This is a genomic window from Brevundimonas sp. RM1 (genome assembly GCF_052907225.1).
Genome location: NZ_JBRERY010000002.1, coordinates 178,019 through 201,682, shown reverse-complemented (window position 1 = coordinate 201,682; position 23,664 = coordinate 178,019). Strand labels below are relative to the sequence as shown.

At 68.6% G+C, this 23,664-nt stretch carries 19 protein-coding genes and 2 pseudogenes; 9 read left to right on the top strand and 12 right to left on the bottom strand.

Annotation, left to right across the window (positions count from 1 at the left end):
• Positions 1-55: 55 nt before the first annotated feature.
• From ACU5AP_RS02930 to ACU5AP_RS02920, 3 genes are all read right to left on the bottom strand, one after another.
• Positions 56-523, bottom strand: a complete 468-nt coding sequence (locus ACU5AP_RS02930; protein ID WP_046652674.1) for a universal stress protein — start codon at positions 521-523, stop codon at positions 56-58.
• A 215-nt stretch (positions 524-738) separates the two neighbouring features.
• The gene (locus ACU5AP_RS02925; RefSeq protein WP_446680764.1) at positions 739-5,601 is read right to left on the bottom strand and encodes an NAD-glutamate dehydrogenase; all 4,863 of its coding nucleotides are present in this window, start codon (positions 5,599-5,601) and stop codon (positions 739-741) included.
• Between the two features lie 438 nt (positions 5,602-6,039).
• Positions 6,040-7,209 (bottom strand): AI-2E family transporter, encoded by a 1,170-nt coding sequence (locus ACU5AP_RS02920; RefSeq protein ID WP_040346430.1) that lies wholly within the window; start codon positions 7,207-7,209, stop codon positions 6,040-6,042.
• 117 nt (positions 7,210-7,326) lie between these two features.
• Between ACU5AP_RS02920 and ACU5AP_RS02915 the strand changes: the two genes are divergently transcribed.
• Positions 7,327-8,841, top strand: coding sequence for a helicase HerA-like domain-containing protein (locus ACU5AP_RS02915; protein ID WP_128719187.1), 1,515 nt, complete (start codon positions 7,327-7,329; stop codon positions 8,839-8,841).
• Positions 8,842-8,845: 4 nt separating this feature from the next.
• On the opposite strand, the gene ACU5AP_RS02910 is transcribed toward ACU5AP_RS02915, so the two are convergent.
• A complete protein-coding gene (locus tag ACU5AP_RS02910) occupies positions 8,846-10,576 on the bottom strand; it encodes an amidohydrolase (protein ID WP_312990880.1) in 1,731 nt (576 codons plus the stop codon).
• 161 nt (positions 10,577-10,737) lie between these two features.
• Between ACU5AP_RS02910 and ACU5AP_RS02905 the strand changes: the two genes are divergently transcribed.
• Positions 10,738-11,097, top strand: coding sequence for a DUF3060 domain-containing protein (locus ACU5AP_RS02905; RefSeq protein ID WP_312990881.1), 360 nt, complete (start codon positions 10,738-10,740; stop codon positions 11,095-11,097).
• Positions 11,098-11,114: 17 nt separating this feature from the next.
• Here the strand turns inward: ACU5AP_RS02905 and ACU5AP_RS02900 are convergent, their stop codons facing one another.
• Together ACU5AP_RS02900 and timA are read right to left on the bottom strand one after the other, a co-directional pair.
• Entirely contained in the window at positions 11,115-12,257 is a 1,143-nt protein-coding gene (locus ACU5AP_RS02900; RefSeq protein WP_128719190.1) for an MltA domain-containing protein, read from the bottom strand.
• Positions 12,257-12,874 (bottom strand): TIM44-related membrane protein TimA, encoded by a 618-nt coding sequence (gene timA / locus ACU5AP_RS02895; protein WP_046652870.1) that lies wholly within the window; start codon positions 12,872-12,874, stop codon positions 12,257-12,259. Before timA ends, ACU5AP_RS02900 begins: the two co-directional genes overlap by 1 nt.
• Positions 12,875-13,127: 253 nt before the next feature.
• Here timA and secB point away from each other — a divergent pair, with 253 nt between their 5' ends.
• Positions 13,128-13,655 carry a protein-export chaperone SecB gene (secB, locus tag ACU5AP_RS02890; protein WP_003166543.1) on the top strand — a complete coding sequence of 176 codons (528 nt, stop codon included), beginning with the start codon at positions 13,128-13,130 and terminating at the stop codon, positions 13,653-13,655.
• Between the two features lie 107 nt (positions 13,656-13,762).
• Positions 13,763-14,104, top strand: a complete 342-nt coding sequence (locus ACU5AP_RS02885) for a putative quinol monooxygenase (RefSeq protein WP_446680763.1) — start codon at positions 13,763-13,765, stop codon at positions 14,102-14,104.
• Here the strand turns inward: ACU5AP_RS02885 and dnaQ are convergent.
• The 6 genes and pseudogenes from dnaQ to ACU5AP_RS02855 form a co-directional block, all read right to left on the bottom strand.
• A complete protein-coding gene (dnaQ, locus tag ACU5AP_RS02880; protein WP_076224497.1) occupies positions 14,062-14,787 on the bottom strand; it encodes a DNA polymerase III subunit epsilon in 726 nt (241 codons plus the stop codon). The two genes, ACU5AP_RS02885 and dnaQ, sit on opposite strands and share 43 nt — an antisense overlap.
• A 38-nt stretch (positions 14,788-14,825) precedes the next feature.
• A pseudogene (locus tag ACU5AP_RS02875) lies at positions 14,826-15,578 on the bottom strand (aminoglycoside phosphotransferase family protein); the annotation flags it as partial.
• Positions 15,579-15,641: 63 nt separating this feature from the next.
• Positions 15,642-16,229 (bottom strand): annotated as a pseudogene (coaE, locus tag ACU5AP_RS02870) (dephospho-CoA kinase); the annotation flags it as partial.
• Positions 16,226-17,065: a shikimate dehydrogenase family protein gene (locus tag ACU5AP_RS02865; protein WP_446680762.1), complete on the bottom strand. Its 840-nt coding sequence runs from the start codon at positions 17,063-17,065 to the stop codon at positions 16,226-16,228. The pseudogene coaE and the gene ACU5AP_RS02865, both read right to left, overlap by 4 nt.
• On the bottom strand, positions 17,062-17,661 hold the full coding sequence (locus ACU5AP_RS02860) for a Maf family protein (protein ID WP_088410771.1): 600 nt from the start codon (positions 17,659-17,661) through the stop codon (positions 17,062-17,064). Before ACU5AP_RS02860 ends, ACU5AP_RS02865 begins: the two co-directional genes overlap by 4 nt.
• Positions 17,658-18,527: a pyruvate, water dikinase regulatory protein gene (locus ACU5AP_RS02855; protein WP_003166549.1), complete on the bottom strand. Its 870-nt coding sequence runs from the start codon at positions 18,525-18,527 to the stop codon at positions 17,658-17,660. Before ACU5AP_RS02855 ends, ACU5AP_RS02860 begins: the two co-directional genes overlap by 4 nt.
• A gap of 484 nt (positions 18,528-19,011) precedes the next feature.
• On the opposite strand from ACU5AP_RS02855, the gene hemE reads away from it, so the two are divergent.
• The 5 genes from hemE (at position 19,012) to ACU5AP_RS02830 (ending at position 23,662) form a co-directional block, all read left to right on the top strand.
• Positions 19,012-20,046: a uroporphyrinogen decarboxylase gene (gene hemE / locus ACU5AP_RS02850; protein WP_313392480.1), complete on the top strand. Its 1,035-nt coding sequence runs from the start codon at positions 19,012-19,014 to the stop codon at positions 20,044-20,046.
• The gene (gene hemH, locus ACU5AP_RS02845; protein ID WP_446680761.1) at positions 20,043-21,122 is read left to right on the top strand and encodes a ferrochelatase; all 1,080 of its coding nucleotides are present in this window, start codon (positions 20,043-20,045) and stop codon (positions 21,120-21,122) included. The genes hemE and hemH overlap by 4 nt, the downstream gene beginning before the upstream one ends.
• A gap of 11 nt (positions 21,123-21,133) precedes the next feature.
• The gene (locus ACU5AP_RS02840) at positions 21,134-21,601 is read left to right on the top strand and encodes a CopD family protein (RefSeq protein ID WP_446680798.1); all 468 of its coding nucleotides are present in this window, start codon (positions 21,134-21,136) and stop codon (positions 21,599-21,601) included.
• 251 nt (positions 21,602-21,852) lie between these two features.
• Positions 21,853-23,349 carry a transcription termination factor Rho gene (gene rho / locus ACU5AP_RS02835; protein ID WP_223850637.1) on the top strand — a complete coding sequence of 499 codons (1,497 nt, stop codon included), beginning with the start codon at positions 21,853-21,855 and terminating at the stop codon, positions 23,347-23,349.
• Between the two features lie 73 nt (positions 23,350-23,422).
• Positions 23,423-23,662, top strand: a complete 240-nt coding sequence (locus ACU5AP_RS02830; protein ID WP_003166554.1) for a DUF6489 family protein — start codon at positions 23,423-23,425, stop codon at positions 23,660-23,662.
• Positions 23,663-23,664 lie beyond the last annotated feature (2 nt).

Here is a 23,664-nt window from a genome sequence, read left to right as displayed (position 1 = left end):
CCCGCCCAGGTCGCCCAAGCCGCGAGGCCCCGCGGCCGAGCATAGCGAATCCGGATTACGCCAGATCCAGAATCTCGGCCTCGGTCAGTTCGCCGGGAACGATGGTGACGGGCAGCTTTCGGCCGGTGAGGGCGGCGCCCTGTTTCAATACCGCCGAGACCAGGGGGCCAGGGCCGCGCCCGTTGGCGCCCGCAGCCAGGATCAGGATCTTGATGTCGGGATCATCGCCGACCGCCTTGCGAATGGCGGCCTGGGGATCGCCTTCCTCGATCAGATAGACGGGAGGAGCGCCGGACGTCTCGGCGACCTTTTCGCCCAGCCGGGCCAACAGAGCCTCGGCCTCCTCGCGTTGTTGGCGTCGGATTTCATCGCGGACGCCCGACCAGTGCTCGTCCGATCCGCCGACCAGGGCGCGTAACAGCACCACATGGCCCCCGGTCGAACGCGCGCGGCGCGCGGCGTAGGCCAGGGCCGCGTCCAATTCGGGAGTGTCGTCGACGACGACGAGGAACTTCCTGGGCATGGGCCCTCCGGTTCGCTGAACAGCAAGGGCCACCTAAACCGACCCCGCCCCAAACGCCAAGGCCCGCCCGCCTCGCCAAACGACGAAACGGACGGGCCTTAAAAGCGACTTCACGACCATCGCTCACTTTTCAAACGCCTGATGCGCTCAAGCAGTGAGCGACCGCGTCGCGAACGTAGCGCGTGACGCCGGGCTCACGCCCGGCGTCACCTCGCTTAGGAAGCCGAAGCCAGCACCTCGCGGATCTCGCCATTGGCGATGGTCAGCTTGGCGAAGGTCCAGCCGGAGCCCGAGGTCTCGATCTCATCGACCGAGGCGCGCAGGGCTTCCACCTGATCCATGCGGGCGCCGATCCAGGCGTCGACCGCCTGTTCGGCGCTGTCCTCGCCGGCGCCCGCCGCCTGAGCCGAGGCCTTGGCCACGGCGCGGGTCAGCTGCTGCTGCTCGGTCATCAGATCCTGGATCAGACGACGCACGGCCAGGCGATCGAAGCGATCGCCTGACGGCACCGACCCGGCCGCCACGCGCAGACGGTCGAAATCGAAGGCGGCGCCGACCTGGTGATAGACGCGGGCCATGGCCGGGGCGTCCCAGCCCAGTTCGCCCGACAGGTCGCCGATGTCGGCCGTGGCCACCATCGGACGCAGCATGGCGATGTCGCGGGCCAGCTCTTCCGGCGCGCCCAGACCGATGAAGGTCTGGACCCGGCCTTCGTAGCGGGCGTGCTCATAACGCGACAACACTTCCGGACCGGCGGCGCGCAAGGCGTCGGCGGCGGGCTGATAGGCGGCGATCATGCCGCCGACCGTCGTCTCGGTGCGAGCCGCGCGGCGCGCCAGCCAGAAGGTCTGGCGACGCAGGACCAGGGCGATCTCCTGATAGAGGGCCGTCTGGGCCTCGGCCGGAATCTTCAGGTCCAGGGCCGACACCGCCTTCCAGGCCTCGTCGAGGCGGAAGACGTGGCGGGCGGTCTCGAAGGCCGTGACCATGGCGGCGGTGTCGCATTCCGCCGCCGTACGCAGGCGATCGGGGAAGGTCGGCCCGGCCATGTTGACGATCTCGTTCGACAGCACGGTGGCGATGATGTCGCGACGCAGGCGGTGGCCCTTCATATCCTCTTCGAACTGAGCCAGCGGCGCCGGGAAGTATTCCAGCAGCAGGCGTTCGAAGAAGGCGTCGTCCGGCGCCGTCGAGCCGACGATCTCGTCGAACAGCTCCAGCTTGGAATAGGCGGTCAGAACCGCCAGCTCCGGCCGAGTCAAGGCCTGGCCCTGCAGCTTCATCTCGGCGATGCGGGCGTCGTCGGGCAGGTATTCGACCGCCCGGTTCAGCTTACCGATCGACGATAGGTGCTGCATGAAGGCCTGCTGAGAGTCCAGCGCGGCCGCGCCTTCGGCCTGTTGCAGGGTCAGGGCCAGGGTCTGGTCGTAGTTGTGGGCCAGCACCTTGTCCGCGACCTCATCGGTCATCGACTTGAGCAGGGCGTTGCGGTCCTCGGCCTTCAGATGGCCCGAGGCGATGGCGCCGCCGGTCAGAATCTTGATGTTCACCTCGTGGTCCGAGGAGTCCACGCCGGCCGAGTTGTCGATGGCGTCGGTGTTCAGACGCACGCCCGCGCGGGCGGCTTCGATCCGGCCGAGCTGGGTCGCGCCCAGGTTGGCGCCTTCGCCGACGACCTGCGCCCGGATCTCGCCGCCGTTGATGCGGATGGCGTCATTGGCCTTGTCGCCGACCTGCAGGTTCGTCTCGCCGGCCCCCTTGATGTAGGTGCCGATGCCGCCGAAGTAGAGCAGCTCGGCGCGGGCCTTGAGGATGGCCTGCATCAGGGTGACCGGATCGACGCTGTCGGCCTCGATATCCAGCAGCGCCTTGATCTGCGGCGTCAGGGCGATCGACTTGGCCGAGCGCGAGAAGACGCCGCCGCCTTCCGAGATCAGAGCCTTGTCATAGTCCTGCCAGCTGGTGCGCGGCGTCTCGAACAGGCGCTTGCGCTCGGCCCACGACTTCGCCACGTCCGGGTTCGGGTCGATGAAGATGTCGCGGTGATCGAAGGCGGCCACGACCTTGGTCGCCTGCGACAGCAACATGCCGTTGCCGAAGACGTCGCCCGACATGTCGCCGACGCCGACCACGGTGAAGGGCTCGGTCTGGATATCCTTGCCGAGTTCGCGGAAGTGACGCTTGACCGCTTCCCAGGCGCCGCGCGCCGTGATGCCCATCTCCTTGTGGTCGTAACCGGCCGAGCCGCCCGAGGCGAAGGCGTCGTCCAGCCAGAAGCCGTAGGACTGGCTCACGCCGTTGGCGATGTCCGAGAAGGTCGCCGTGCCCTTGTCGGCGGCCACGACCAGATAGGGGTCGTCGCCCTCCCAGGCCACGACATTGGCCGGACGCACCGGGGCGCCTTCACCGACGATGTTGTCGGTGATGTCCAGCATGCCGGACAGGAAGGTCTTGTAGGCGCGGATGGCCTCGGCCTGCGTCTCCTCGCGCGTGCCGCCGACCGGCAGCTGCTTGGGATAGAAGCCGCCCTTGGAGCCGACCGGCACGATGACCGAGTTCTTGACCTGCTGGGCCTTCACCAGACCCAGAACCTCGGTGCGGAAGTCGTCGCGACGGTCCGACCAGCGCAGGCCCCCGCGCGCCACCGGGCCGAAGCGCAGGTGCGAGCCCTCGATGTGCGGCGCCCAGACGAAGATTTCTCGGAAAGGCTTGGGCAGGGGCAGGTCGGCCAGTTCCTGACCGGCGATCTTGATCGAGATGTGGGCCTTGGGCGCGCCCTCGGCGTCGACCTGATAGAAGTTGGTGCGCTTGATGCCGTCGATCAGGGCCGCGATGCGGCGCAGGGCCCGGTCGTGATCCAGGCTCTTCACGTCCTGCAGCAGGGTCTCGATCTTGGCGTCCAGTTCGGCGACAGACGCCTCGCGTTCAGCGACCGAGCCGCCGTGCGCCGGATCGAACTTAGCCTTGAACAGCGCCAGGATGGCGCGCGCCACGTCGGGATACTCGCGCAGGGCGGCTTCCTGCACCGACTGCGACGGGTCCAGGCCCGTCTGCTGGCGATAGCGGGCCAGGGTGCGGATCAGGGCCGCCTCGCGCCAGTCGACGCCCAGCTCGAGCACCAGGCGGTTGAAGCCGTCGCTCTCGGTGCGGCCGTTCCACACGGCCTTGAAGGCCTCTTCGAACGGGGTCTTGAGATCGGCGAACACCAAGTCGGCGCCACGCGGATCTTCCAGCAGGAAGTCGTGGATGTAGATCGGCTCCTGGCCGATCGTGCGCACGACGTGGTCGGATTCCTCCAGCGTCTTCAGGCCCATGTCGGCCAGGATCGGCAAGACGTCCGACAGCGGCACGGCCGCCCCACGGCGATACAGCTTGAAGCGGAACTGCAGATTGGTCTCGTCGGCCGTACGGAAGGCGCGCACCGCCACCGGCTCGGCGTGGACGCCGTCGGCGGCCGAGCCGTCGTTCAGTCGGTCGAACTGCTCCAGGTCGGCCACGGCCTCGGCCGCATCATAGCGGGCGCGGAAGGCGACGCCGAAGCCCTCGGCCCAGCGGGCGCTGGTCGGGCCGACGGCGGCCTCGTCCACCCCGGCCAGGCGCAGGGCGCGCTCGAAGCGGTCGATCCAGCTGCGACCGGCCTCGGCCACCTCGGCCTCAAGCGCCTTCAGATCCGGGATCGGATGATCGCCCGGCGTCACGCCGATGATGTAGTGGACGCGGGTCAGCGGCTGATCGGTCAGCTGCGGATACCAGGCCGAGACGCGGCCGCCCCAGGCCTGGGCCAGGATGCCGCCGATGCGCTGGCGCAGGCCGGCGTCGAAACGCTCGCGCGGGATGAAGCACAGCACCGAGACGAAGCGGTCGAACGGATCGCGGCGCGTGAACAGGCGGATGCGCGGGCGGTCGTACAGGTGCAGGATGCCCAGCGCCGTATCCAGCAGCTCGTCCTCGCCGATCTGGAACAGTTCGTCGCGGGGGTAGTTCTCGAGGATGTTCTTCAGGCGCTTGTAGTTGTGGCTGCCCGGCGTCTTGCCCGCGCGCTCCAGCGCATTGGCGACCTTGCGACGGATCAGCGGCACTTCCTTGGCCATCTTGTCGTAGGCCTCGGCGGTGAACAGGCCGACGAAGCGGGTCTCGCCGGTCGGCTTGCCGTCGGCGTCGTAGCGCTTGACCCCGACGTAATCCATGTAGGCCCGGCGGTGCACGCGCGAGCGCATATTGGCCTTGGCCACGGTGACGGGATCGCTCTCGTCCATCTGGCGCTGCATGGCGGCGGTCAGGACGGCGGGCTCGGAGGCGCGGCGCAGGACGCGGCGCTCGGGATCGCTGAGCACGCCCAGGCCGTCGCTGGACTGGTTCAACGGCGCCTCGGCCTCATAGGAGCCGGACGCGTCACGCGGGTAGTCGTAGTCGCGCGCGCCCAGGAAGACGAAATGGTCGCTCTTGGCCCAGCGCAGGAACTCGAGGTTCTCCTTCAGCACCTCGGGATCGACGCCCTTCGGCGGGGCGGCTTCAAGACGCTGGACGGCGTCGCGCATGGTCTGGACCATGGCGCCGTGGTCGCGCACGGCGACGCGCACATCGGCCATGGCCTGCGCCAGGCCCTCGCCCAGAGCGTCGCGGCGTTCCTGCGGCAAGGGGTCGATGACGACGATGATCAGGGAGTCGCGACGCCCCGCCTCGACCTCGACGATGGGGTGGAACAGGGCGCGGACGGTAACGCCCGCCTCAGCCAGTTCGCCCAGGACGCTGTCGACCAGGAAGGGGTTGTCGTCCTGCAGGATCAGGATCTGGTCATAGCCGGTGTTGACGCCGGCGGCGTCGGCCAGCGGTCCGACAGTGATGCGGGCGGGCTCGCCCGCCTTGCGGGCCTCCGCGCCGCGCCAGGCGCCGGCCAGCAGGACCGCCAGGTCGTCTCCGCCCAGCTCGGGCGTCTCATCCGCCGAATAGTCGTCGAAGGCCTGAGCCAGCAGGGTCTTCTCCGCCGCGCCCGGCGGCGCCGCAATCCGCGCGTAGGCCGCCTCCAGCGCTCCCAGGTCGGCGGGAACGGCGGGAACGATGCGCGAAGCAGCGGACATGACTCAGGTCTCGAACGGCGCGGTGGAAAACCGCTGGGGAAAACAGCCGCACCTTAGCGTCCCCGGCGAGAACGGCTAGGCCGCCGACGCCCCGAAAGACAGGGAATTTCAGTGTGCACCGCACCATGTGGCGCAGGAGGCCCAGTTGTGGACTGTTTTAGCTAAGCCCGCCGCAGAACAGAGAAATAAAAGCCCCAATTCAGCCGTGATCGGACAGAAGCGCGCGTCGGCACGAAGGAAAAATCGGCCCCAGAAACGAACAAGGCCGTCGAACGGAGTCCGACGGCCTGCTCGGTCCGGCGCTCAGGAGGGGGAGGGGAAGCGCCGGCCTGGGACGTCGCGGTCCGGGAGGGGGAGGGGAGGACCGCGTCGTCGTGTGAGGATGAGATAGGCGTCGATTGCGGCAGTTCAAGGACAAGAAGACGAATATTTCTAGCTTTAAGCCTGCGGCGGGACGTCGCGCCCCAGTATACGATTCAACAGGGTAGAACCGCCCCGATTCTTGGGTGAAGATTCAGTTTTCTTATCCGGTTTCTTCGTTTGCTTGGCGGCATAGGGCTCGCCGTCGCCCGACAACAGCACGGCGATCCAGCGCGAGCCCTTGAACTCGGCCAGGATGGCCATGGCCATCACCGCCAGCGGGGTCGACAGGAACATGCCCGCCACGCCCCACAGCTTGCCCCAGAAGGCCAGGGCCAGCAGCACCACGATAGGGTCGATATTCTGATTGTCGCCCTGCATCCGCGGCTGGACCAGATTGCCGACCAGGAAGAGCAGGGTCTGAAGACCGACGAAAAGGATCAGGGCGGGCCAATAGCTCTCGAACTGGACCAGGGCGAACAGCGGGGGGGCGCAGCCCGCCACGGCGCCGCCCAGCACCGGAATGAAGCCGACGATGAAGATGACGAAGGTCCAGAACTCGGCGTTCTGAAGCCCCACCGCCCGCATCAGCCCCCAGGCCACGGCGCAGATCATGGCCCCGGTCACGGCCTGGACCCACAGATAGCCCTCGACCCCGCCGCGCACGCGTTCGAACACCTCCAGCGCCTCCTGGCGCGGGCCGCGCTCGGGGAACATGCCGACCATCTTCTTGCGGAACCCCGCCTGCGAGGCCAGCAGGAAGCCCAGGTAGATCATGACGAAGAAGGCGCCGGTGGCCGCGCCTTGCACCTGGAAGGCCGTCGTGGTCAGCCAGCCGCGCATGTCGATGCCGGCGATCATGTCGTGCAGGGTCGGCGGATCGCTGATCCCGACCAGGGCCGAGACGTCGCGGCTGATCTGGTCGATGCGCGGGCCGATGCTGCCCGCTACGCCCGAGGCGTCGGTGAAGAAACCCGCCGCCCCGTCGACGATGATCCAGATCGAGGCCAGGAAGCCCAGCACCACCACGATCAGGGCCGCCGCCCCCGCGAAACGCGGAGGGATCGGCGTGCGTCGCTCGATGGCGCGCTTCACCCCGTCGATCATGATCATCAGGAAGACGGCCATGGCCAGAGGCGTCAGGATGTCCCTGAGCCAGTAGAGGGCCGCGCCCGCCGCCACGACGGCGATCAGCACCACCGCATTCGTGGCCGGGGAGGAATGACTGACGGTAATGGGAAGCTTCATGGCGGAAGTGTCGTCGTGGCCGGGAACGGCGTCAATCGCTGTAAACCGCGGCGGTTCCGCCTTGCGGCGGCGGCGCGGTCGATTAAGCATGGAACAAGCACGCAGGAGACCCTCTTCATGACCGACGCCCCCGCCCTGTTTCTCGGACAGTCCTTCGAGGGCGCGCCCGAGCGGCTTCTGCTGAACCGGGCCAATCGTCACGGCGTCGTCGCCGGCGCCACCGGCACGGGCAAGACCGTGACGCTGCAGATCATGGCCCAGGGCTTTTCCGAGGCGGGCGTCCCGGTCTTCTGCGCCGATGTGAAGGGCGATCTGTCCGGCGTCAGCCAGCCGGGGAACATCGAGAAGTTCGCCGAGCGTGCGGGCAAGATGGGCCTGACGCTGAACGGCAAGCCGGCGCCTGTCGTCTTCTGGGACCTGTATGGCCAGAAGGGGCACCCGATCCGGGCCACGGTCTCCGATGTCGGTCCGGTCCTGCTGGCCCGGATGCTGGAGTTGAACGACGTACAGGAAGGGGTGCTGACCGTCGCCTTCCACGTCGCCGACAAGGAAGGCCTGCTGCTGCTGGACCTGGAGGATCTGCGCGCCCTGCTGGCCTATGTCGGCGAGAACGCCCAGACTATCGGCCGCGAGGTCGGCAACGTCTCGCCCACCTCCATCGCCGCCATCCAGCGGGCCCTGCTTCAGCTGGAGCAACAGGGGGGCAAGGCCTTCTTCGGCGAACCGGCCCTGCGGCTCGAGGACATGATGCGCACCGCCCTGGACGGGCGGGGCCAGGTCAATGTGCTGGACGCCACGCGGCTGATGAACAGTCCGCGTCTCTACGCCGCCTTCCTGCTGTGGCTGCTGTCCGAGCTGTTCGAGCAACTGCCCGAGATCGGCGACCCCGAGAAGCCGCGCCTGGTCTTCTTCTTCGACGAGGCCCACCTGCTGTTCAACGACGCGCCCAAAGGCCTGCTGGAAAAGGTCGAACAGGTCGTCCGCCTGATCCGCTCCAAAGGCGTCGGCGTCTATTTCGTCACCCAGAACCCGGCCGACATTCCCGACAGCGTCCTGGCCCAGCTGGGCAACCGCGTTCAGCACGCGCTGCGCGCCTATACCCCCGCCGAGCAGAAGGGCCTGCGCGCGGCCGCCCAGAGCTTCCGCACCAACCCCGCCTTCGACACGGCCGAGGCCATTCAGGCCCTGGGGGTCGGCGAGGCCCTGGTGTCGACCCTCGATGAAAAGGGCGCGCCGGCCGTGGTGGCCCAGACCAAGATCCGTCCGCCGGATTCGCGCCTCGGTCCGGCGACCGAGGCCGAGCGCGCCGCCACCATGGCCGCAAGCCCCGTACGCGGCGTCTATGACACGGCGGTCAACCGCGAGTCGGCCGAAGAGGTGCTGAACGCCCGCCGCGCCCAGGCCGACCGCATCGAAGCCGAAACGGCCGCGGCGGCTGCCGAAGCCAAGGCGGCGGAAAAGGCGGCGCGTTCGGCTCCGGCGCCGCGCGCGCCGGCCTCGCCCCGCCCGCGCGCCTCGTCCAACCGGCAGACGCCGATGGAGGCCCTGACCAAGTCGGTGCTGCGCACCGCCGGCTCGACCATCACCCGCGAACTGCTGCGCGGCGTGCTGGGCAGCCTGAAGAAGCGCTAGGGCTTCAACCCAGTTCGACCGGGCGGCCGTCCTTATAGACGTCCGTGACCTTGATCCCGGCCAGACGGTCGGGATCGACGGTCATGGGGTCCGCATCCAGCAGGACCATGTCCGCCAGCTTGCCGGACGTCAGCGAGCCCTTGCGGTCGTCCTCATAGTGCTGCCAGGCGGCCCACAGGGTCATGGCCTTCAGGGCGACCTCGACCGGAACGCGTTCGTCCGGCCCCAGGATATCGCCCGAGCGGGTGCGGCGCGTGACCGTGGCCGACAGCACCCGCAGGGCGTCGGGATTGGCCACCGGGGCGTCGTGGTGGCTGGTGAAGCGCATCCCTCGCCGCCAGGCCGAGCCGCAGGGCGAGATGAACTCCGCCCGACGCGGCCCCAACACGGAATCCCGGTGCCAGTCGCCCCAGTAGAAGGTGTGCATGGGGAAGAAGGAAGGCACGATTCCCAAGGCCTTCAGCTCGTCCAGTTGGTCCATCCGCGTCGTCTGGCCGTGGATCAGTACCGGGCGGCGGTCGCGGGCGCCGTGCTTGCGCGCGGCCTCGCGCACGGCGGCGATCATCAGGTCGATGGCGGCGTCGCCGTTGGCGTGGACTTCGATCTGCCAGTCGTTGGCGAAGGCCAGGTCCACGGCGTCCAGGGCCTGCTGCTCCGTCACCGCCGGATAGCCGCGCCAGGAGGCGGGCTGGCCCTCGGGCGGGACGAAATAGGGCTGGGACAGCCAGGCCGTCTTGGCCTGGGGCGAGCCGTCCAGCGTCAGCTTGACCCCGCCGATGCGGAACCGACCCTCATAGCTCCGCCGATACAGGGGCGTGGCCATGACGTCGGTCGAGGTCAGGATGTCGGGGAAGGACAGGATGTCGATGGGCAGGGCGCCCGCCTCGGCCAGTCCCGCCATCATGCGGCAGGTGTCGGTGGAGGACCGCCCGTCCTGGGCGGTGGTGTATCCGAACCGGGCGTAGTAGCGCGCGCCCTCGACGATCATCTGGCGGTTGGCTTCGGCGTCCAGTCGGATGAACAGGGCGCCCATGACGGCGAACAGGGCCGTCTCCTCCAGCACGCCGTTGGGCTCGCGCGAACCGTCCTTGCGTCGGAACACGCCGCCGGGCGGATCCGCCGTATCCGTCCCGACGCCCGCCGCGGCCAGGGCTGCGCCGTTGGCCGCGCCCAGATGCCCCGACTGGTGCAGGAACAGCACCGGCACGGCGTCGGATATGGCGTCCAGTTCGTCCCGCGTGGGGTGCCGACGTTCCTTCAGCTGGGAATCGTCATAGCCGAAGCCGATGACCAGGCCGGTGTCGCGCACCAGCGTCTCGTGCCGGTTCATCCAGTCGCGCGTGATCCGCTGCAGGGCGGCGATGTCATTCCCTTCGCCGTCCGGCGCAGGCAGGAGGTTGGCGTAGCGCGCCTGCAGCCCGACCATGGAGACGTGCCCGTGCGGATCGAAGAAGCCCGGCAACAGGGTCCGCCCGTCAAGATCCACCAGGCGCGCGCCTCGCCCCGCCGCCGCGCGCACCGCGTCCAGGGCGCCGACCGCCAGGATGGTCTGCCCGCGCACCGCCACGGCCTCGGCCGACGGCTGCGCATCGTCCATGGTGCGGATCGGACCGCCGTGGAAGACCGTCGTCGCCGTCGCGCGGGCCTGGACGGCGCCCGCCGACATCAGACCGCTGGCGGCGGCGCCGGCCATAAACAGCCGCCGGTCCAGATAGCTCCAGGCCCCCTTCGGCATAACCGTTTCTCCCTGTTCGAAAGGCAAAGCCAGAACCCGCCTTCGCGTCAGACGGTTCCGCCATTGGAAATCCGGCGATCTGTAAAGCGGCCTGAGGCCAGGAACCAATGCCTGAGGCGGACACTCATCACGGTCTCAAGCTAGGCCATACCGGACCTCCCATGTTGTTCACGCCGCTCGCCTCTCTCGCCCTCCTGGCTCTCGCTCCCCCGCCTGCCCAGGTCGGCAGCGTCGATCTGGGGCCTGACCTGATCGAAATCGCCGGCGAGGGTCACAAGCGGACCATTCCGTGCGAGGGCCGCCGCGTCGGAATCCAGGGGACCAATCACGACATCACCCTGACGGGCGTATGCGCGGGCCTGGAACTGGCGGGCGTTGACAACAAGGTCTCCATCACCCTGACGCCTGACGCGGTTCTGGAGGTTTCGGGCGCGGGGCAGGTCGTGCGCTGGCGCTCCTCGGGCCAGCCGCGTCAGATCGTCGACGGCATCGACAATACGGTTACGCGCGTCCGAGACTGACGCGAACGGCGGCTGATCTAACCGCGCGGGATCAGCCGCCACATGCGCAAGGGGTGGCGCACGGCGCCCGCCTCATGCCCCGCCGCGTCGCCGCGCCCGATATAAAGATCCGCGCGCACCGGCCCGCGAATGGCCGAGCCGGTGTCCAAGGTCATGACCAGGCCGCGATAGCTGGCGCGGGCGCCTCGCAGATTGCCGCCGTCCGCCTCGATCCAGGCCGCCTCGCCGTAGGTCCAGCGTGAGGGATCGACTGCCACCGAGCGTCGCGCGGGCAGGGGCACGCCCGCCGCGCCGGTCGCCTCATTGCCGTCGTCGGCGCTGGTGGTGAAGAAGATGTAGCGCGGGTTCAGCGCCATCACGCGCCGCGCCTCAGGCCCGCGATGGGCGGCCAGCCAGGCGCGGATGGCCTCGCCCGAGGTTCCGTCGCGCGGCAGCAGACCTTCCTCGGCCATCGGTCGGGCGATGCCCACGAACTTGGCCCCGTTGTCGGCGGCGTAGGCGGCGCGCAGGCGGGCGCCGTCAGGGAAGGTCAGAGTTCCCGAGCCCTGAATCTGCAGGAAGAACAAGTCTTCGGCCTTCATCCAGGCCAGGGCCGTGGACTGGGCCGATCCCGCCTCGATGGCGGCGCGATCGCCCACGCTGGACAGATTGGCCGGGCGGCTGAGAACCGGAGCGTCGAACTCGGCGTCAGGCGTGCGACGGGCCGGATACTCGGGCGCGAAATAGGCGGTCAGCAGGCCGCGCCCGCCGTCGTCGGTGCGGACTTCGGTCGCCGTGAAGCGGCTTTCAAGGAAGGCGCGGGCGTCGCTGGGATTGGCGCGGCCGGCCAGGGCGCGGGCGTCGCGGCAGGTCTCGACAGCGATGCGCGACGGGCCGCAACCGGCGGCGTAGGCGCGCAGGGCCGCCAAATGGTCCTCCTCGGCCCAGCCGGGCAGTGAGGCCAGATTGAGGTCTCCGGCGACAGGCGGAACCGGCGGCGACACCGGCGGCGGCAGGGGGATAGGACCAGGCGTCGGCGGAACCGGACGCGGCGTCGAGGCGCAGGCCGCCGCCAGCAAGGTCAGGGCCAGAGCGCCGGACAGGCCGCCCAGTCGCTCAAGCGGAGCCGTAAGGAGACGGGCCGCGCCCGTCTGATCGAGGGGCGCGGACCGTGCGATCATCAGGCGGTCGCCGGCTCGACGCGGGCCAGGGCCCAGTTGGGATCCGAAGCGCCCAGGCGGCGCTCGAAGGTCCAGATCTCGGCGGTGCGGCGCTCTTCGGTGACGGTCTCGCCGCCCGACGGCGTCAGCGAGCCGCGCACCTCGGCCAGGAAGCGCACCTTGGCCAGGGCGCGGTCGCCCTCGGTCGTGGCCAGCTCCAGATCGGCGCGCGGGGCGTGGACCAGTTCGACGCTCTCGGCGTCGCCGCGCGCCTCTCGCGCCGCGATCCCGGCCTCGAACGAACCCATGACCTTGTCGGTCAGCAGCGGACGCAGGGCGTCGCGGTCGCCCTTGGCGTAGGCGCGGACGATAGTCTCATAGGCCTGGCGCGCGCCTTCCAGGAAGCGGTGGGGGTCGAAGTTCGGATCGCGCGTCTTCAAGCCTGCGATGGCGGCCGTCAGCGCGGGGTCGACAACGGGGCCGCGCGCGGCTTCAGGCGCGCCGGCAGGAGCTGCGGGGAGCGGAACGGGCTTGGGATTGTCCTCGGGCTGACGGCCGACCTTCTTGCCCAGCACATTATAGAGTTGGAACAGCAGAACCGCCGCGATGACGGCGAAGATCACGATCTGAAAGGTCACCGGCACGGTGGGTTCCTCGACTAGTCAGGCCTCATCTTCCCGACAGGGAAACGCCTCGGGTTTCTCCCCAAAGGCGAAAGGGCAGCTCATACAACGTGATTAGGGGTCGATCCGGGCGGGCGCAAGGCGAAGCGAGAGGCGAACGCGGGTCTCGGCGTTGCGACACAGGGTCTCGCCATGCTACCGCCGCCCCCTCAGACCCGCCTCCAGGGGGAGCGGGACGCCTCATTCCAATAAGACGGTTTCCAGACTCATGACCGACGCCACGCCGCCCGCCGACGCCAACGGCCAGACGCACGACCAAGCCCAGCCTCAGGGCGGCCAGCCGCAAGGCCCCGGCTTCCGCATCCTGGCCCAATATGTCCGCGACCTGTCGTTCGAGAACCCCAAGGCGCCGGACAGCCTGCGCATCGACGGCAAGCCCGCCATCGACATGGGCGTCGAGATGAACGCCCAAGGCCGCCCCGACGGCCTGTTCGAAGTCGACCTGAAGCTGTCGATCAAGGCCACGGCCGACGACAAGACCCCGGTGTTTCACGTGGAACTGCTCTACGGCGGCCTGTTCGCCCTGCAGGGCGTCCAGCCGCAGGACATCGAGCCCCTGCTGCTGATCGAGTGCCCGCGCTACCTCTTCCCCTTCGCGCGCCAGGTCATCGCCCAGGCGACCTCGGACGGCGGCTTCTACCCGCCCTTCATGGTCGACCCGATCGACTTCGCCGCCATCTACGTCGCCCGCCAGCAGCAAATCGCCGGCGCCCCGGCCGAAACCGGCCAGGCGTAATTTTTAGTCGCTCCCGCGAGGCGCCCGGCGCCTCGCTGCTTGAGCGACTATCTATGCGAGAGAGGGGCGTCTGATCGGACGCCCCTTTTTCTTGCGCAGGAGGGCCGATGCTCAAGGTCATCGCCGAGGACTTCATCAAACCCGAGCATGTCGAGACGGTGAGGCCCCTCTATGCTGAACTGGTGCGCCTGACTCGGCAGGAGCCCTTGTGCCGCGCCTATGATCTGTTCGAGGATCGCAAACAGCCCGGCCATTTCATCTTCATCGAGGAATGGCCTGACCAGGCCGCGCTCGACGTCCACTGCGCCAGCGAACATTTCCGGCGCCCGGTCCCCCAGATCGACGCCCACCAGATCCGGCCCGGAACCTACATCCTCATGAACCCCGTCCCGACGGACGAGCCGGCTCAGGCGGCTTCTTCAGCCTCGGTCTCGACTGTCACCCCATAGCCCGCCCACAGGCTGAAGTCCTTGATCGTCGCCTTGAGGAAGGCCAGGTGGGCGGCCTCTTCCTCGGCCGTTACGAAAGAGGGCAGGGGACGCGGCCGGGCGCCGTAGGCGACGCGCTCCGCCGTCTCGGCCGCGCCGCCGCGCGTCGAGGTCAGGTCCAGCGCGCGCTCCTTGCCGCCGCGCAGCTCCAGATAGACCTCGGCCAGCAGACGGGCGTCGATCAGGGCGCCGTGTAAGGTGCGCTCGACCAGGCTGATCTTGTAGCGTTTGCACAGGGCGTCCAGCGAATTGGCCATGCCCGGAAACCGCTTCTGGGCCAGGGCCAGGGTGTCGATCCAACGATCCTGCGGCGGCGGCTTGCGGCCGATGCGGCCGATCTCGAAATCGATGAAGTTGCGGTCGAAGTTGGCGTTGTGCGCGATCAGGGGCGCATCGCCCAGAAACTCCATCAGGTCATCGACGACCTCATGAAACTTGGGCGCGTCCTTCACCTTGTCGTCGGTAATGCCGTGCACCTTGATGGCGTCCGGCGGGATCAGCCGCTCAGGGTTGATGAAGCGGTGAAAAGTCCGCCCCGTCGGCAGCAGATCCTCAATCTCGATGCAGCCCACTTCGATCAGCCGGTCGCCTGTCTTGGGATCGAAGCCGGTGGTTTCAGTGTCGAGGACGATTTCGCGGGCCATGCCCCTTAATGCCGGGGTTCGGCCCTCAGCGAAAGGGTTCAGCCCTCCAGGGCGCGACGGATCGCCCGCGCGACCGCCAGGCTGCGCTCCGCCTCCTCGTGGTTCTCGTCCTCCAGATGCCAGGCGGCGGAGAGGCAGGCGTGGCAGAAGCCCCAGGCCATGACCGCCTGGGCGGGCCGCCCGACCGCCGGACCCAGGGTCTCGGCCAGGCGCCGCGCCCGTGCGGGATCGGTCCGGAGATCCTGCCGCTCCAGCGGATTGTAGAGCAGATTGGCCGCATCATAGGCCGGGTCGCCCAGGACGCCGTGCGGGTCGATCGCCAGCCAGCCGCGCGGGCCATGCAGGACGTTGTCGTGATGAAGGTCGCCGTGCAGCGGCCGGATCGGCGTCCCCTCGGCCATCAGGCCCTCCGCCATGGCGGCCGCCTCGCCGAACAAACCGCCCTGTCTCGTCGCCTCAACCCCCAGGGCGGCGAAGCGGTCCGGCATGGTCTGAAGGCCCTCGGCCGGGCGATCCGAAGGCGCATGAAGCGCCCTCAGCACGTCGGCGGCGATGCGGGTCGCGGCCTCGTCACCCTCCGTCTCCAGCACGGCGGACAGAGGGCGGTCGCCAGCGTCCTCAAGCCATTGCCAGGGGCCCTGAGCGCCCAGCAGACGGATCGCGCCCGACCCGTCGCGCCAACGCAGCCAGGCCAGGGCATGGGGCGCATCCGGCGCCGCCTGCGGGCTTAGACGCTTGAGCACGCTGGTGCGGCCGTCGGGCGCGACGGCCCGCCAGGCCGTTCCGCCCACGCCTTCGGCTAACAGGCTCAGGCGGCCCAGGCCCCAGGCGGACGGCGGCGCAGGCTTCCAATCCGGTTCGAGAACCTTCGCCACGACGGCGCGCACCTGGTCGCGCGCGGCCTCCAGGCCATGTCCGGTATCGATCAGGAAGTCGGCGCGGGCGCGCTTTTCCGCGTCCGGCGTCTGGCGCGCCAGGATGGCGTCGAACCGCTCGCGCGTCATGCCGGGACGCGCCAGAACACGCTGAGCCTGAATCTCGGCGTCGGCCGTGACCACCGCCACGGCGTCGACGAAGGCGTCGCCCCCCGTCTCGAACAGCAGGGGGATGTCGACGACCGCCAGACGCGCCCCGCCTTCCGCCGCCGCCTTCAGCGCCTCGGCGCGGTCAGCCGCGACCAAAGGGTGGACGATGGCCTCCAGCCGCTGGAAGGCGTCCTCGTCGCGGCCCAGGGCCTCGGCCAGGCGCGGCCGGTCGACCGCGCCGTCCACGACCACGCCGGGGAAGGCCTGCGCCAGCGGCGCGACCGCCGCGCCGCCGGGGCCGTAGAGGCGGTGAACGGCGGCGTCGGCGTCCCACACCACGGCGCCCTCGTCGGCGAACATCTGGGCGGTCGTCGACTTGCCCATGCCGATCGAGCCGGTCAGGCCCAGGACGATCATGTCGTCTCTCCCAGATGGTTCAGCAGGATGGCGCGCAGGTCCAGCGGCGGCGGCGGGCGGCGGAAGATGGCCTCGAACGACGGCGCCGCCTGGCCGATCAGCATGGCCAGCCCGTCCACCGTCGTCAGCCCTCGCGCGCGAGCCGCCGCCAGCAGAGGCGTGACCACGGGCTTGTAGGTCATGTCCATGACCACGGCCAAAGGCTTCAGCGCCGCCAGCGAAATGTCCGGCGCGACGCTCAGGGCGTTGATGACCAGATCGGCGCCCTCCAACACGTTCGCATCCGAAGCGACCGACACCGCCGGACCGAGATCGGCGGCCAGGGCCTCGGCCCGTTCCCGCGTGCGGTTGAGAATGGACAGGGCTGCGCCTGCCTCGATCAGGGCGCCGGCGCCCGCCCGCGCCGCGCCGCCCGCGCCCAGCATGACGACGGAGGCGCCGTCCAGCTTCAGCTTCGGCGCCTGTTCGGCCAGGGCGTAGAGTACGCCCGCGCCGTCGGCGCTGTCCGCCCGCACCCGCCCGTCCTCAAAGACCAGGATGTTGGCCGATCCCGTCATCTGCGCCGCCGCCGCAGCCTCATCCGCCAGGGCGAAGGCCTGCTCCTTGAACGGCGCCGTGACGTTGACCCCGGCGATCAACCCCGCGCGCCCCGCCGCGACCAGGGCCTCGAACCCCGCCGCATCCTTGGGCGCAAAGGCGACGTAGGCGCCGTCGACGCCGCCGGCCTCCAGCCAGGCGTTATGGATCACCGGGCTGAGCGAATGGCTGACCGGATTGCCGACGATCCCGCCCAACAGGGCGGCGCCCGTGATGCGGCCGACCGGCGTTCCGCTCATGACGCGATCACGCCCGCGCGCCGCAGTTCGGCCAGGACAGGCCACAGCGGCAGGCCCAGAACGGTGAAGTAGTCACCCTCGACCGCCTCGAACAATTGCGAGCCCAGCCCCTCCAGCCGATAAGAGCCGACGCAGGCCAGCAAGGCCTCGCCTTCCGCCGCCAGATAGGCGTCGAGGAAGGCGTCGGAAAAATCGCGCACCTTCATCTCGACCGTGTCCACGCCGGACCAGACCACCTGGCCGTTGCGGGCCAGGGCGGCGCCGGAATGCAGTTGGTGCGAGCGGCCGCGCATGGCGCTTAAGCGTTCGCGCGCGGCCTGAAGCGTCGGCGCCTTGGACACCAGCCCCCCCTCGAACGACAGGGTCTGATCCGCGCCCAGCACCCAGGCGTCGGCGTCATGGCGCGACACCGCCAGCGCCTTGGCCCGCGCCAGTTCGACCGCCAGCTCGACCGGATCGACGCCCGGCGTCTTCAGGGCGTCCTCATCCACGTCGGCGACCTGGACGGCGAAAGGCACGCCGGCGTCGGTCAGCATGGCGCGGCGCGCGGCGCTCTTGGAGGCCAGGATCAGGCGTTCGCCGTTGGTCGTCGTCACATCGAAGCTCCCAGCTTGCGGCCGCGCCGCTCGCTCAACAGGTTGATGATGGCGGCCGCCGTCTCTTCGACCGAGCGACGGGTCACGTCGATGGTCGGCCAGCCGCGCCGTTCGAAGGCGCGACGCGCCTTGATGGTTTCCTCGCGCACGGCGTCATGATCGACATAGGCCGAGGCATGGCCCGCGTTCAGCCCGTCCAGCCGGTTGCGTCGGATCTGCACCAGGCGATCAGGCGACACGGTTAGGCCGACGACCAGCGGCTTCTTCAGTCCCGTCAAGCGCTCGCCATCCTCCTGGCCGGGAACCAGAGGCACGTTCGCGGCGCGAATGCCCCGGTGCGCCAGATAGATGCAGGTCGGGGTCTTGGAGGTCCGGCTGACCCCGCACAACACCACGTCGGCCTGCTCCAGCTGCTCCAGCGTGCCCTGACCGTCGTCGTGGGCGATGGCGTAGTCGAGGGCGCCCATGCGGTTGAAATAGCCCGTATCCAGGGCGTGCTGCGCCCCGACCCGCGCCGAGACGTCCGCGCCCAGATAGCGCGACAGGGCGCCGACCAGCGGATCCAGCGCCCCGATCTGCGGCATCTGAAGCTGGCGACAGCCTTCCTCGAGCTGTTCCCGCAATTCGCGGTCGACCAGGGTGTGCAACACCACGCCGGGCGCGGCCGCCACCTCTTCCAGCACCCGATCCATCTGCTTGGTCGAGCGCACCAGAGCGTAGATGTGCTCGATGGGAATGACGCCGTCGAAACGGGCGACAACGGCCTTGGCCATGGCGTTCAGCGTCTCGCCGGTCGAGTCCGACACCAGATGGACGTGGAAATAGGTGGCCAGGCGCGAAGCGCCGATCGGTCGGGCGGGGCTCATGAGATCGGCGTCTCCTTCCAGGCGGCGGTCGGATCATCCCCGCGCCCTGTTGAAAAGCCGGGGCGCCGTTCGTGAAAGACCGGGCGCCGAATCCTCTAGCAAGCCTGGCCGCCGGTCGCGAGCGGGGATCGCGGGCGCCGTTGTGGTGATCGGCGCCGGAGTCGTCCGCCTGGGCGCCGAGGATTCATCCCGTGCTGGGGGCAGGACATTTTGTCCAACAACGGCGCCCGTGGATTCACCCACAACGGCGCCCAGAGGCAAGCCAGAGTCTGACGGGCGTTTCACGGCTTATCCCCATGACTCACACCCCGCCTTGTAAACGCCTGGGTTTCCACGCCGCGATCGGGGGACAAGAGGGCGTCGAACCGGGACTGCCCGCAGTTATCCCCGCGCTCCCCGGCCCTGCTTCTACCTACCAATTCTTTCAATTCTTAAATCTGAATAGGGATTGAGGCTTGGGGGTGTGCATCCTAAAGCCCGAAGCATGAGCACGCCCCTTCTGATCCAGGCTCTCCAGGGCCGAACCCTTTCCCGCCCGCCCGTGTGGTTCATGCGTCAAGCCGGGCGCTACCTGCCGGAATACCGCGCGCTGCGAGCCAAGGCGCCGGACTTCATCGCCTTCTGCCTGAATCCGGAAATGGCGGCGGAAGCGACCCTGCAGCCAATGCGCCGGTTCGGCTTTGACGCCGCTATCGTCTTCGCCGACATCCTGCTGATCCCCGGCGCCCTGGGCCAGAAAGTGTGGTTCGAGGCGGGGGAAGGGCCGCGCCTGGGCGCTCTGCCGTCGGTGCAGTCCATGGCCGACAAGGCTCAGCAGGCTGGAGAGGCCCTCAAGGCCGTGGGCCAGACCCTCAGCCTCGTGCGCGCGGAACTGGAGCCTGAACGCGCCCTGATCGGCTTTGCAGGGGCGCCGTGGACGGTCGCGACCTATATGCTGGACGGCGAAGCGCGCACCATCGGCAAGGGCGAGCGCGCCGCCGCCCGTACCTACGCTTATACCAATCCCGAGCTTGTCGCCGGTTTGCTGGACGTACTGGTGGAGTCCACCGCCCACTATCTGAAGATGCAGCAGGACGCCGGCGCCCAGGTGCTGAAGATCTTCGAGAGCTGGGCCGAGGGCCTGCCCGACGATCTGTTCGAGACGCTGGTGTTGAAGCCGCACCAGAAGCTGGTGGCCCGCGCCCGCGAACTGGGCGTCACCGTGCCGCTGATCGGCTTTCCGAGGGGCTCGGCGGCGCTGGCCGAACGCTACGCCCGCGAATGCGACGTGCAGGGCGTGGCGCTGGACACCGCCTGTCCGCTGGACGTCGGCCGGCGCGTCCAGGCGATCAAGCCCATTCAGGGCGCGCTGGATCCCTTGCTGCTGCGCGCGGGCGGCGACGCCCTGGATCGCCGCGTCGATCAGCTGATGGAGGCCTGGGGCCAGGGGCCGTGGATCTTCAACCTGGGCCACGGCATCCTGCCGGACGTGCCGATCGCCCATGTCGAGCAGGTGCTGAAGCGGATCGGCGCCCAATGACCCGGACCGCTGCAACCCTCGAGGGACGACCCAACCGGCGCGTGGCGGTCGTTCTGACCAATCTGGGCGGTCCCGATCGCCCCGAAGCGGTCAAACCCTTCCTGTTCAACCTGTTCAACGATCCGGCCATCATCGGCCTGCCGGGGGTGTTCCGCACGCCGCTGGCCAAGTTGATCTCCAGCCGTCGCGAGACCTCAGCCCAGGCCAACTACGCCCTGATGGGCGGCGGCTCGCCCCTGCTGCCCGAGACGCAGAAGCAGGCCGAGGCCCTGTCGCGCGCCCTGGCCGACGCCGCGCCGGGCGACGACAGCCGCGTCTTCATCGCCATGCGCTACTGGCATCCGCTGACGGAAGAGACGGCGGCGGCGGTCAAGGCTTTCCAGCCCGACAAGATCGTCCTTCTGCCCCTTTATCCGCAGTTCTCGACGACTACGACGGCCTCGTCGCTGAAGAAGTGGAGCGAGTGCTACGACGGACCGGGCGAGACCCACGTCGTTTGCTGCTATCCGGACGCCGAGGGCCTGATCGAGGCCCAGGCCCGTCTGATCCGGCAAACGCTGGACAAGGCTGAAGGCAGACCGGTGCGCGTGCTGTTTTCGGCGCACGGCATTCCGGAAAAGCTGGTCGCGGCCGGCGATCCCTATCAGGCCCAGGTCGAGGCCACGGTGGCCGCTGTGGTCGACCACATGGGTCTGACCGACTGGGCCATCTGCTATCAGAGCCGGGTCGGACCGCTGAAATGGCTGGGGCCGGCCACGCCGGACGCCATCGAACAGGCGGCCAAGGACGGCGTGGGCGCCGTCGTCGTGCCCATCGCCTTCGTCTCCGAGCATATCGAGACCCTGGTCGAGCTGGACATGGAATACGGCGAGCTGGCGCATAAGGTCGGTTGCGCGCCCTATCTGCGGGCGCCGACAGTCAGCGCGGATCCGATCTTCATCACCGCCCTGGCCGATGCGGTCGGACGGGCGCTGGAGACGCCGGGGACCGCGCCTCAGGGCGCCTCGCAGGGGGGACCATGCGCCCACTTGAAAGCCTGCCCGTCTGGCTGTTCAAAGAGCTCAAGGGCGGCCTGAGGGGAAGCGACATGGACTATTACAACCTGGCCCGCGGGCTTCACATCCTGGCGGTGATCGCTTGGATGGCCGGAATGCTCTTCCTGCCGCGCCTGTTCGCCTATGACGCCGAACAGAACGCCAAGCCCGAGCCCCTGCGCGGCGAGATGCAGGCCTTGCTGCGCGTCTGGCAGACACGGCTGCTGCGCATCATCATCAACCCGGCCATGATTCTGGCCTTCGTCTTCGGCGGCTGGCTGCTGTGGCTGCGCAGCGGCGACGGCGCCGATTGGTCCTTCGCGCACCAACCTTGGATGATGACCAAGCTGATCGGCGTCTTCCTGCTGGCGGCCTGGCACGGCTTCCTGGCGGGACAGCGCAAGAAGATCGCGGCGGGCACGTCGAAATATTCGAGTCGCTTCTGGCGCATGACCAATGAGATTCCCTTCGTCCTGGCCATCATCATGGTGCTGTCGGTGACGATGGAATGGAGTTTCTAGAGGCCCTAGCGCGAGCGACGCGGCCGCCCGCTGTTTGAGGGCCCTTGACCGGCACGGGTCTTTCGTGGTTCCGCTGCGATGAACCGTGCGGCCGATCCGTGCAGCGCGGTCCCTCTCTTTTCGCGACGCCTGCCGGTTCCAGCCTGCGGGAGATCGTCGCCCTCCCTCCCAGCCCTTGCGGCTGAAGCCATCGACGACCTTCTGCTCCTGGGCGCCCTGCGGTGTTCGGGTGCGCGAACGAGCACGCCATCATGACCGATACGCCTGAGACGCCGGAAACCGAAGTCACTGAAAACACGGTGGAAACGCCTGTTGAGCGGCCGCGCCGCACCCTGAGCCTGGGCGGCAGCCGTGGGGCGGCGCCGGTCGAAGAAGCCGCGCCCGAAGAACCCGTCGCGCCTGTCGCTGAAGACGACGACCACGGCGTCGACACCACGGCCGAGGAGGATGATGAGGACGATGACGGCGAGCCCATCGTCCCTAACGGCCGCATCACCCTGCAGGAACTGAACGAGAAGACGCCGGAAGACCTGGTCGCCTTCGCCGAAGGCCTGGACATCGAGAACGCCGGCAACCTGCGCAAGCAGGATCTGCTGTTCGCCATCCTGAAGACCCTGGCTGATGAAGAGGTCGAGATCATCGCCTCGGGCGTGCTGGAGATCCTGCCGGACGGCTTCGGCTTCCTGCGCAGCCCGGACGCCAACTATCTGCCGGGGCCGGACGACGTCTATGTCTCGCCGTCGCAGATCCGTCGCTTCGGCCTGCGCTCGGGCGACACGGTGCACGGCGCCGTGCGCGGCCCGCGTGAGGGCGAGCGCTACTTCGCCCTGCTCAAGGTCGATACGATCAACTTCGAAGATCCGGAGATGGTCAAGACCAAGGTCCTGTTCGACAACCTGACGCCGCTCTACCCCGAAGAGCGTCTGCACATGGAGATCCAGGACCCGACGCTGAAGGATCGCTCGGGCCGGGTCATCGACATCGTCGCCCCGCTCGGCAAGGGCCAGCGCTGCCTGATCGTGGCTCCGCCGCGCGTCGGTAAGACGGTCATGCTGCAGAACATCGCCAAGTCGATCGAGCGCAACCATCCGGAAGTCTTCCTGATCGTCCTGCTGATCGACGAGCGCCCGGAAGAAGTCACCGACATGCAGCGCACGGTGAAAGGCGAGGTCGTCGCCTCGACCTTCGACGAGCCCGCTTCGCGCCACGTCGCCGTGGCCGAAATGGTGATCGAAAAGGCCAAGCGCCTGGTCGAACACAAGAAGGACGTGGTGATCCTGCTGGACTCCATCACGCGTCTGGGCCGCGCCTACAACGCCACCGTCCCGTCGTCGGGCAAGGTGCTGACCGGCGGCGTCGACGCCAACGCCCTGCAACGTCCCAAGCGCTTCTTCGGCGCCGCGCGCAATGTGGAGCAGGGCGGTTCGCTGACCATCATCGCCACGGCCCTGATCGACACCGGCAGCCGCATGGACGAGGTGATCTTCGAAGAGTTCAAGGGCACCGGCAACTCGGAAATCGTGCTGGACCGCAAGGTCGCCGACAAGCGCATCTTCCCGGCGATCGACGTGCTCAAGTCCGGCACCCGCAAGGAAGACCTCATCACGCCGAAGGACCAGCTGGCCAAGACCTATGTCCTGCGCCGCATCCTCAACCCGATGGGTCCGCAGGACGCGATCGAGTTCCTGCTCGACAAGCTGCGCCAGTCGAAGAACAACGCGGATTTCTTCCAGTCGATGAACACCTGATACTGGCCCTAGCGCCGCCCGCGCGGCGAGCGGCTGCTTGAGGGCTGTTTCACGTGAAACACGCGAGGGCGTCATGAAGCTGAACATCGAGATCGACTGCACCCCGGCCGAGGCCCGGGCCTTTCTGGGCCTGCCGGATGTGACGCCGCTCAACGATCATCTGGTCGCCGAGATGCAGAAACGCATGGACGCCAACATGGCCGCCATGCAGCCCGACGAACTGATGAAGACCTGGACCAGCTTCGGCGTTCAGGCCCAGGACCAGTTCCGCCGCCTGATGGAAGCCGCCGTCACGGGCGCGGCAAAACCTTGAGC

Excerpts from the sequence above, each read along its gene's own strand:
- ACU5AP_RS02930 (WP_046652674.1), bottom strand. The coding sequence starts at position 523 with ATGCCCAGGAAGTTCCTCGTCGTCGTCGACGACACTCCCGAATTGGAC.
- ACU5AP_RS02925 (WP_446680764.1), bottom strand. The coding sequence starts at position 5,601 with ATGTCCGCTGCTTCGCGCATCGTTCCCGCCGTTCCCGCCGACCTGGGA.
- ACU5AP_RS02920 (WP_040346430.1), bottom strand. The coding sequence starts at position 7,209 with ATGAAGCTTCCCATTACCGTCAGTCATTCCTCCCCGGCCACGAATGCG.
- ACU5AP_RS02915 (WP_128719187.1), top strand. The coding sequence starts at position 7,327 with ATGACCGACGCCCCCGCCCTGTTTCTCGGACAGTCCTTCGAGGGCGCG.
- ACU5AP_RS02910 (WP_312990880.1), bottom strand. The coding sequence starts at position 10,576 with ATGCCGAAGGGGGCCTGGAGCTATCTGGACCGGCGGCTGTTTATGGCC.
- ACU5AP_RS02905 (WP_312990881.1), top strand. The coding sequence starts at position 10,738 with ATGTTGTTCACGCCGCTCGCCTCTCTCGCCCTCCTGGCTCTCGCTCCC.
- ACU5AP_RS02900 (WP_128719190.1), bottom strand. The coding sequence starts at position 12,257 with ATGATCGCACGGTCCGCGCCCCTCGATCAGACGGGCGCGGCCCGTCTC.
- secB (WP_003166543.1), top strand. The coding sequence starts at position 13,128 with ATGACCGACGCCACGCCGCCCGCCGACGCCAACGGCCAGACGCACGAC.
- ACU5AP_RS02885 (WP_446680763.1), top strand. The coding sequence starts at position 13,763 with ATGCTCAAGGTCATCGCCGAGGACTTCATCAAACCCGAGCATGTCGAG.
- dnaQ (WP_076224497.1), bottom strand. The coding sequence starts at position 14,787 with ATGGCCCGCGAAATCGTCCTCGACACTGAAACCACCGGCTTCGATCCC.
- ACU5AP_RS02865 (WP_446680762.1), bottom strand. The coding sequence starts at position 17,065 with ATGAGCGGAACGCCGGTCGGCCGCATCACGGGCGCCGCCCTGTTGGGC.
- ACU5AP_RS02855 (WP_003166549.1), bottom strand. The coding sequence starts at position 18,527 with ATGAGCCCCGCCCGACCGATCGGCGCTTCGCGCCTGGCCACCTATTTC.
- hemE (WP_313392480.1), top strand. The coding sequence starts at position 19,012 with ATGAGCACGCCCCTTCTGATCCAGGCTCTCCAGGGCCGAACCCTTTCC.
- hemH (WP_446680761.1), top strand. The coding sequence starts at position 20,043 with ATGACCCGGACCGCTGCAACCCTCGAGGGACGACCCAACCGGCGCGTG.
- ACU5AP_RS02840 (WP_446680798.1), top strand. The coding sequence starts at position 21,134 with ATGGACTATTACAACCTGGCCCGCGGGCTTCACATCCTGGCGGTGATC.
- rho (WP_223850637.1), top strand. The coding sequence starts at position 21,853 with ATGACCGATACGCCTGAGACGCCGGAAACCGAAGTCACTGAAAACACG.
- ACU5AP_RS02830 (WP_003166554.1), top strand. The coding sequence starts at position 23,423 with ATGAAGCTGAACATCGAGATCGACTGCACCCCGGCCGAGGCCCGGGCC.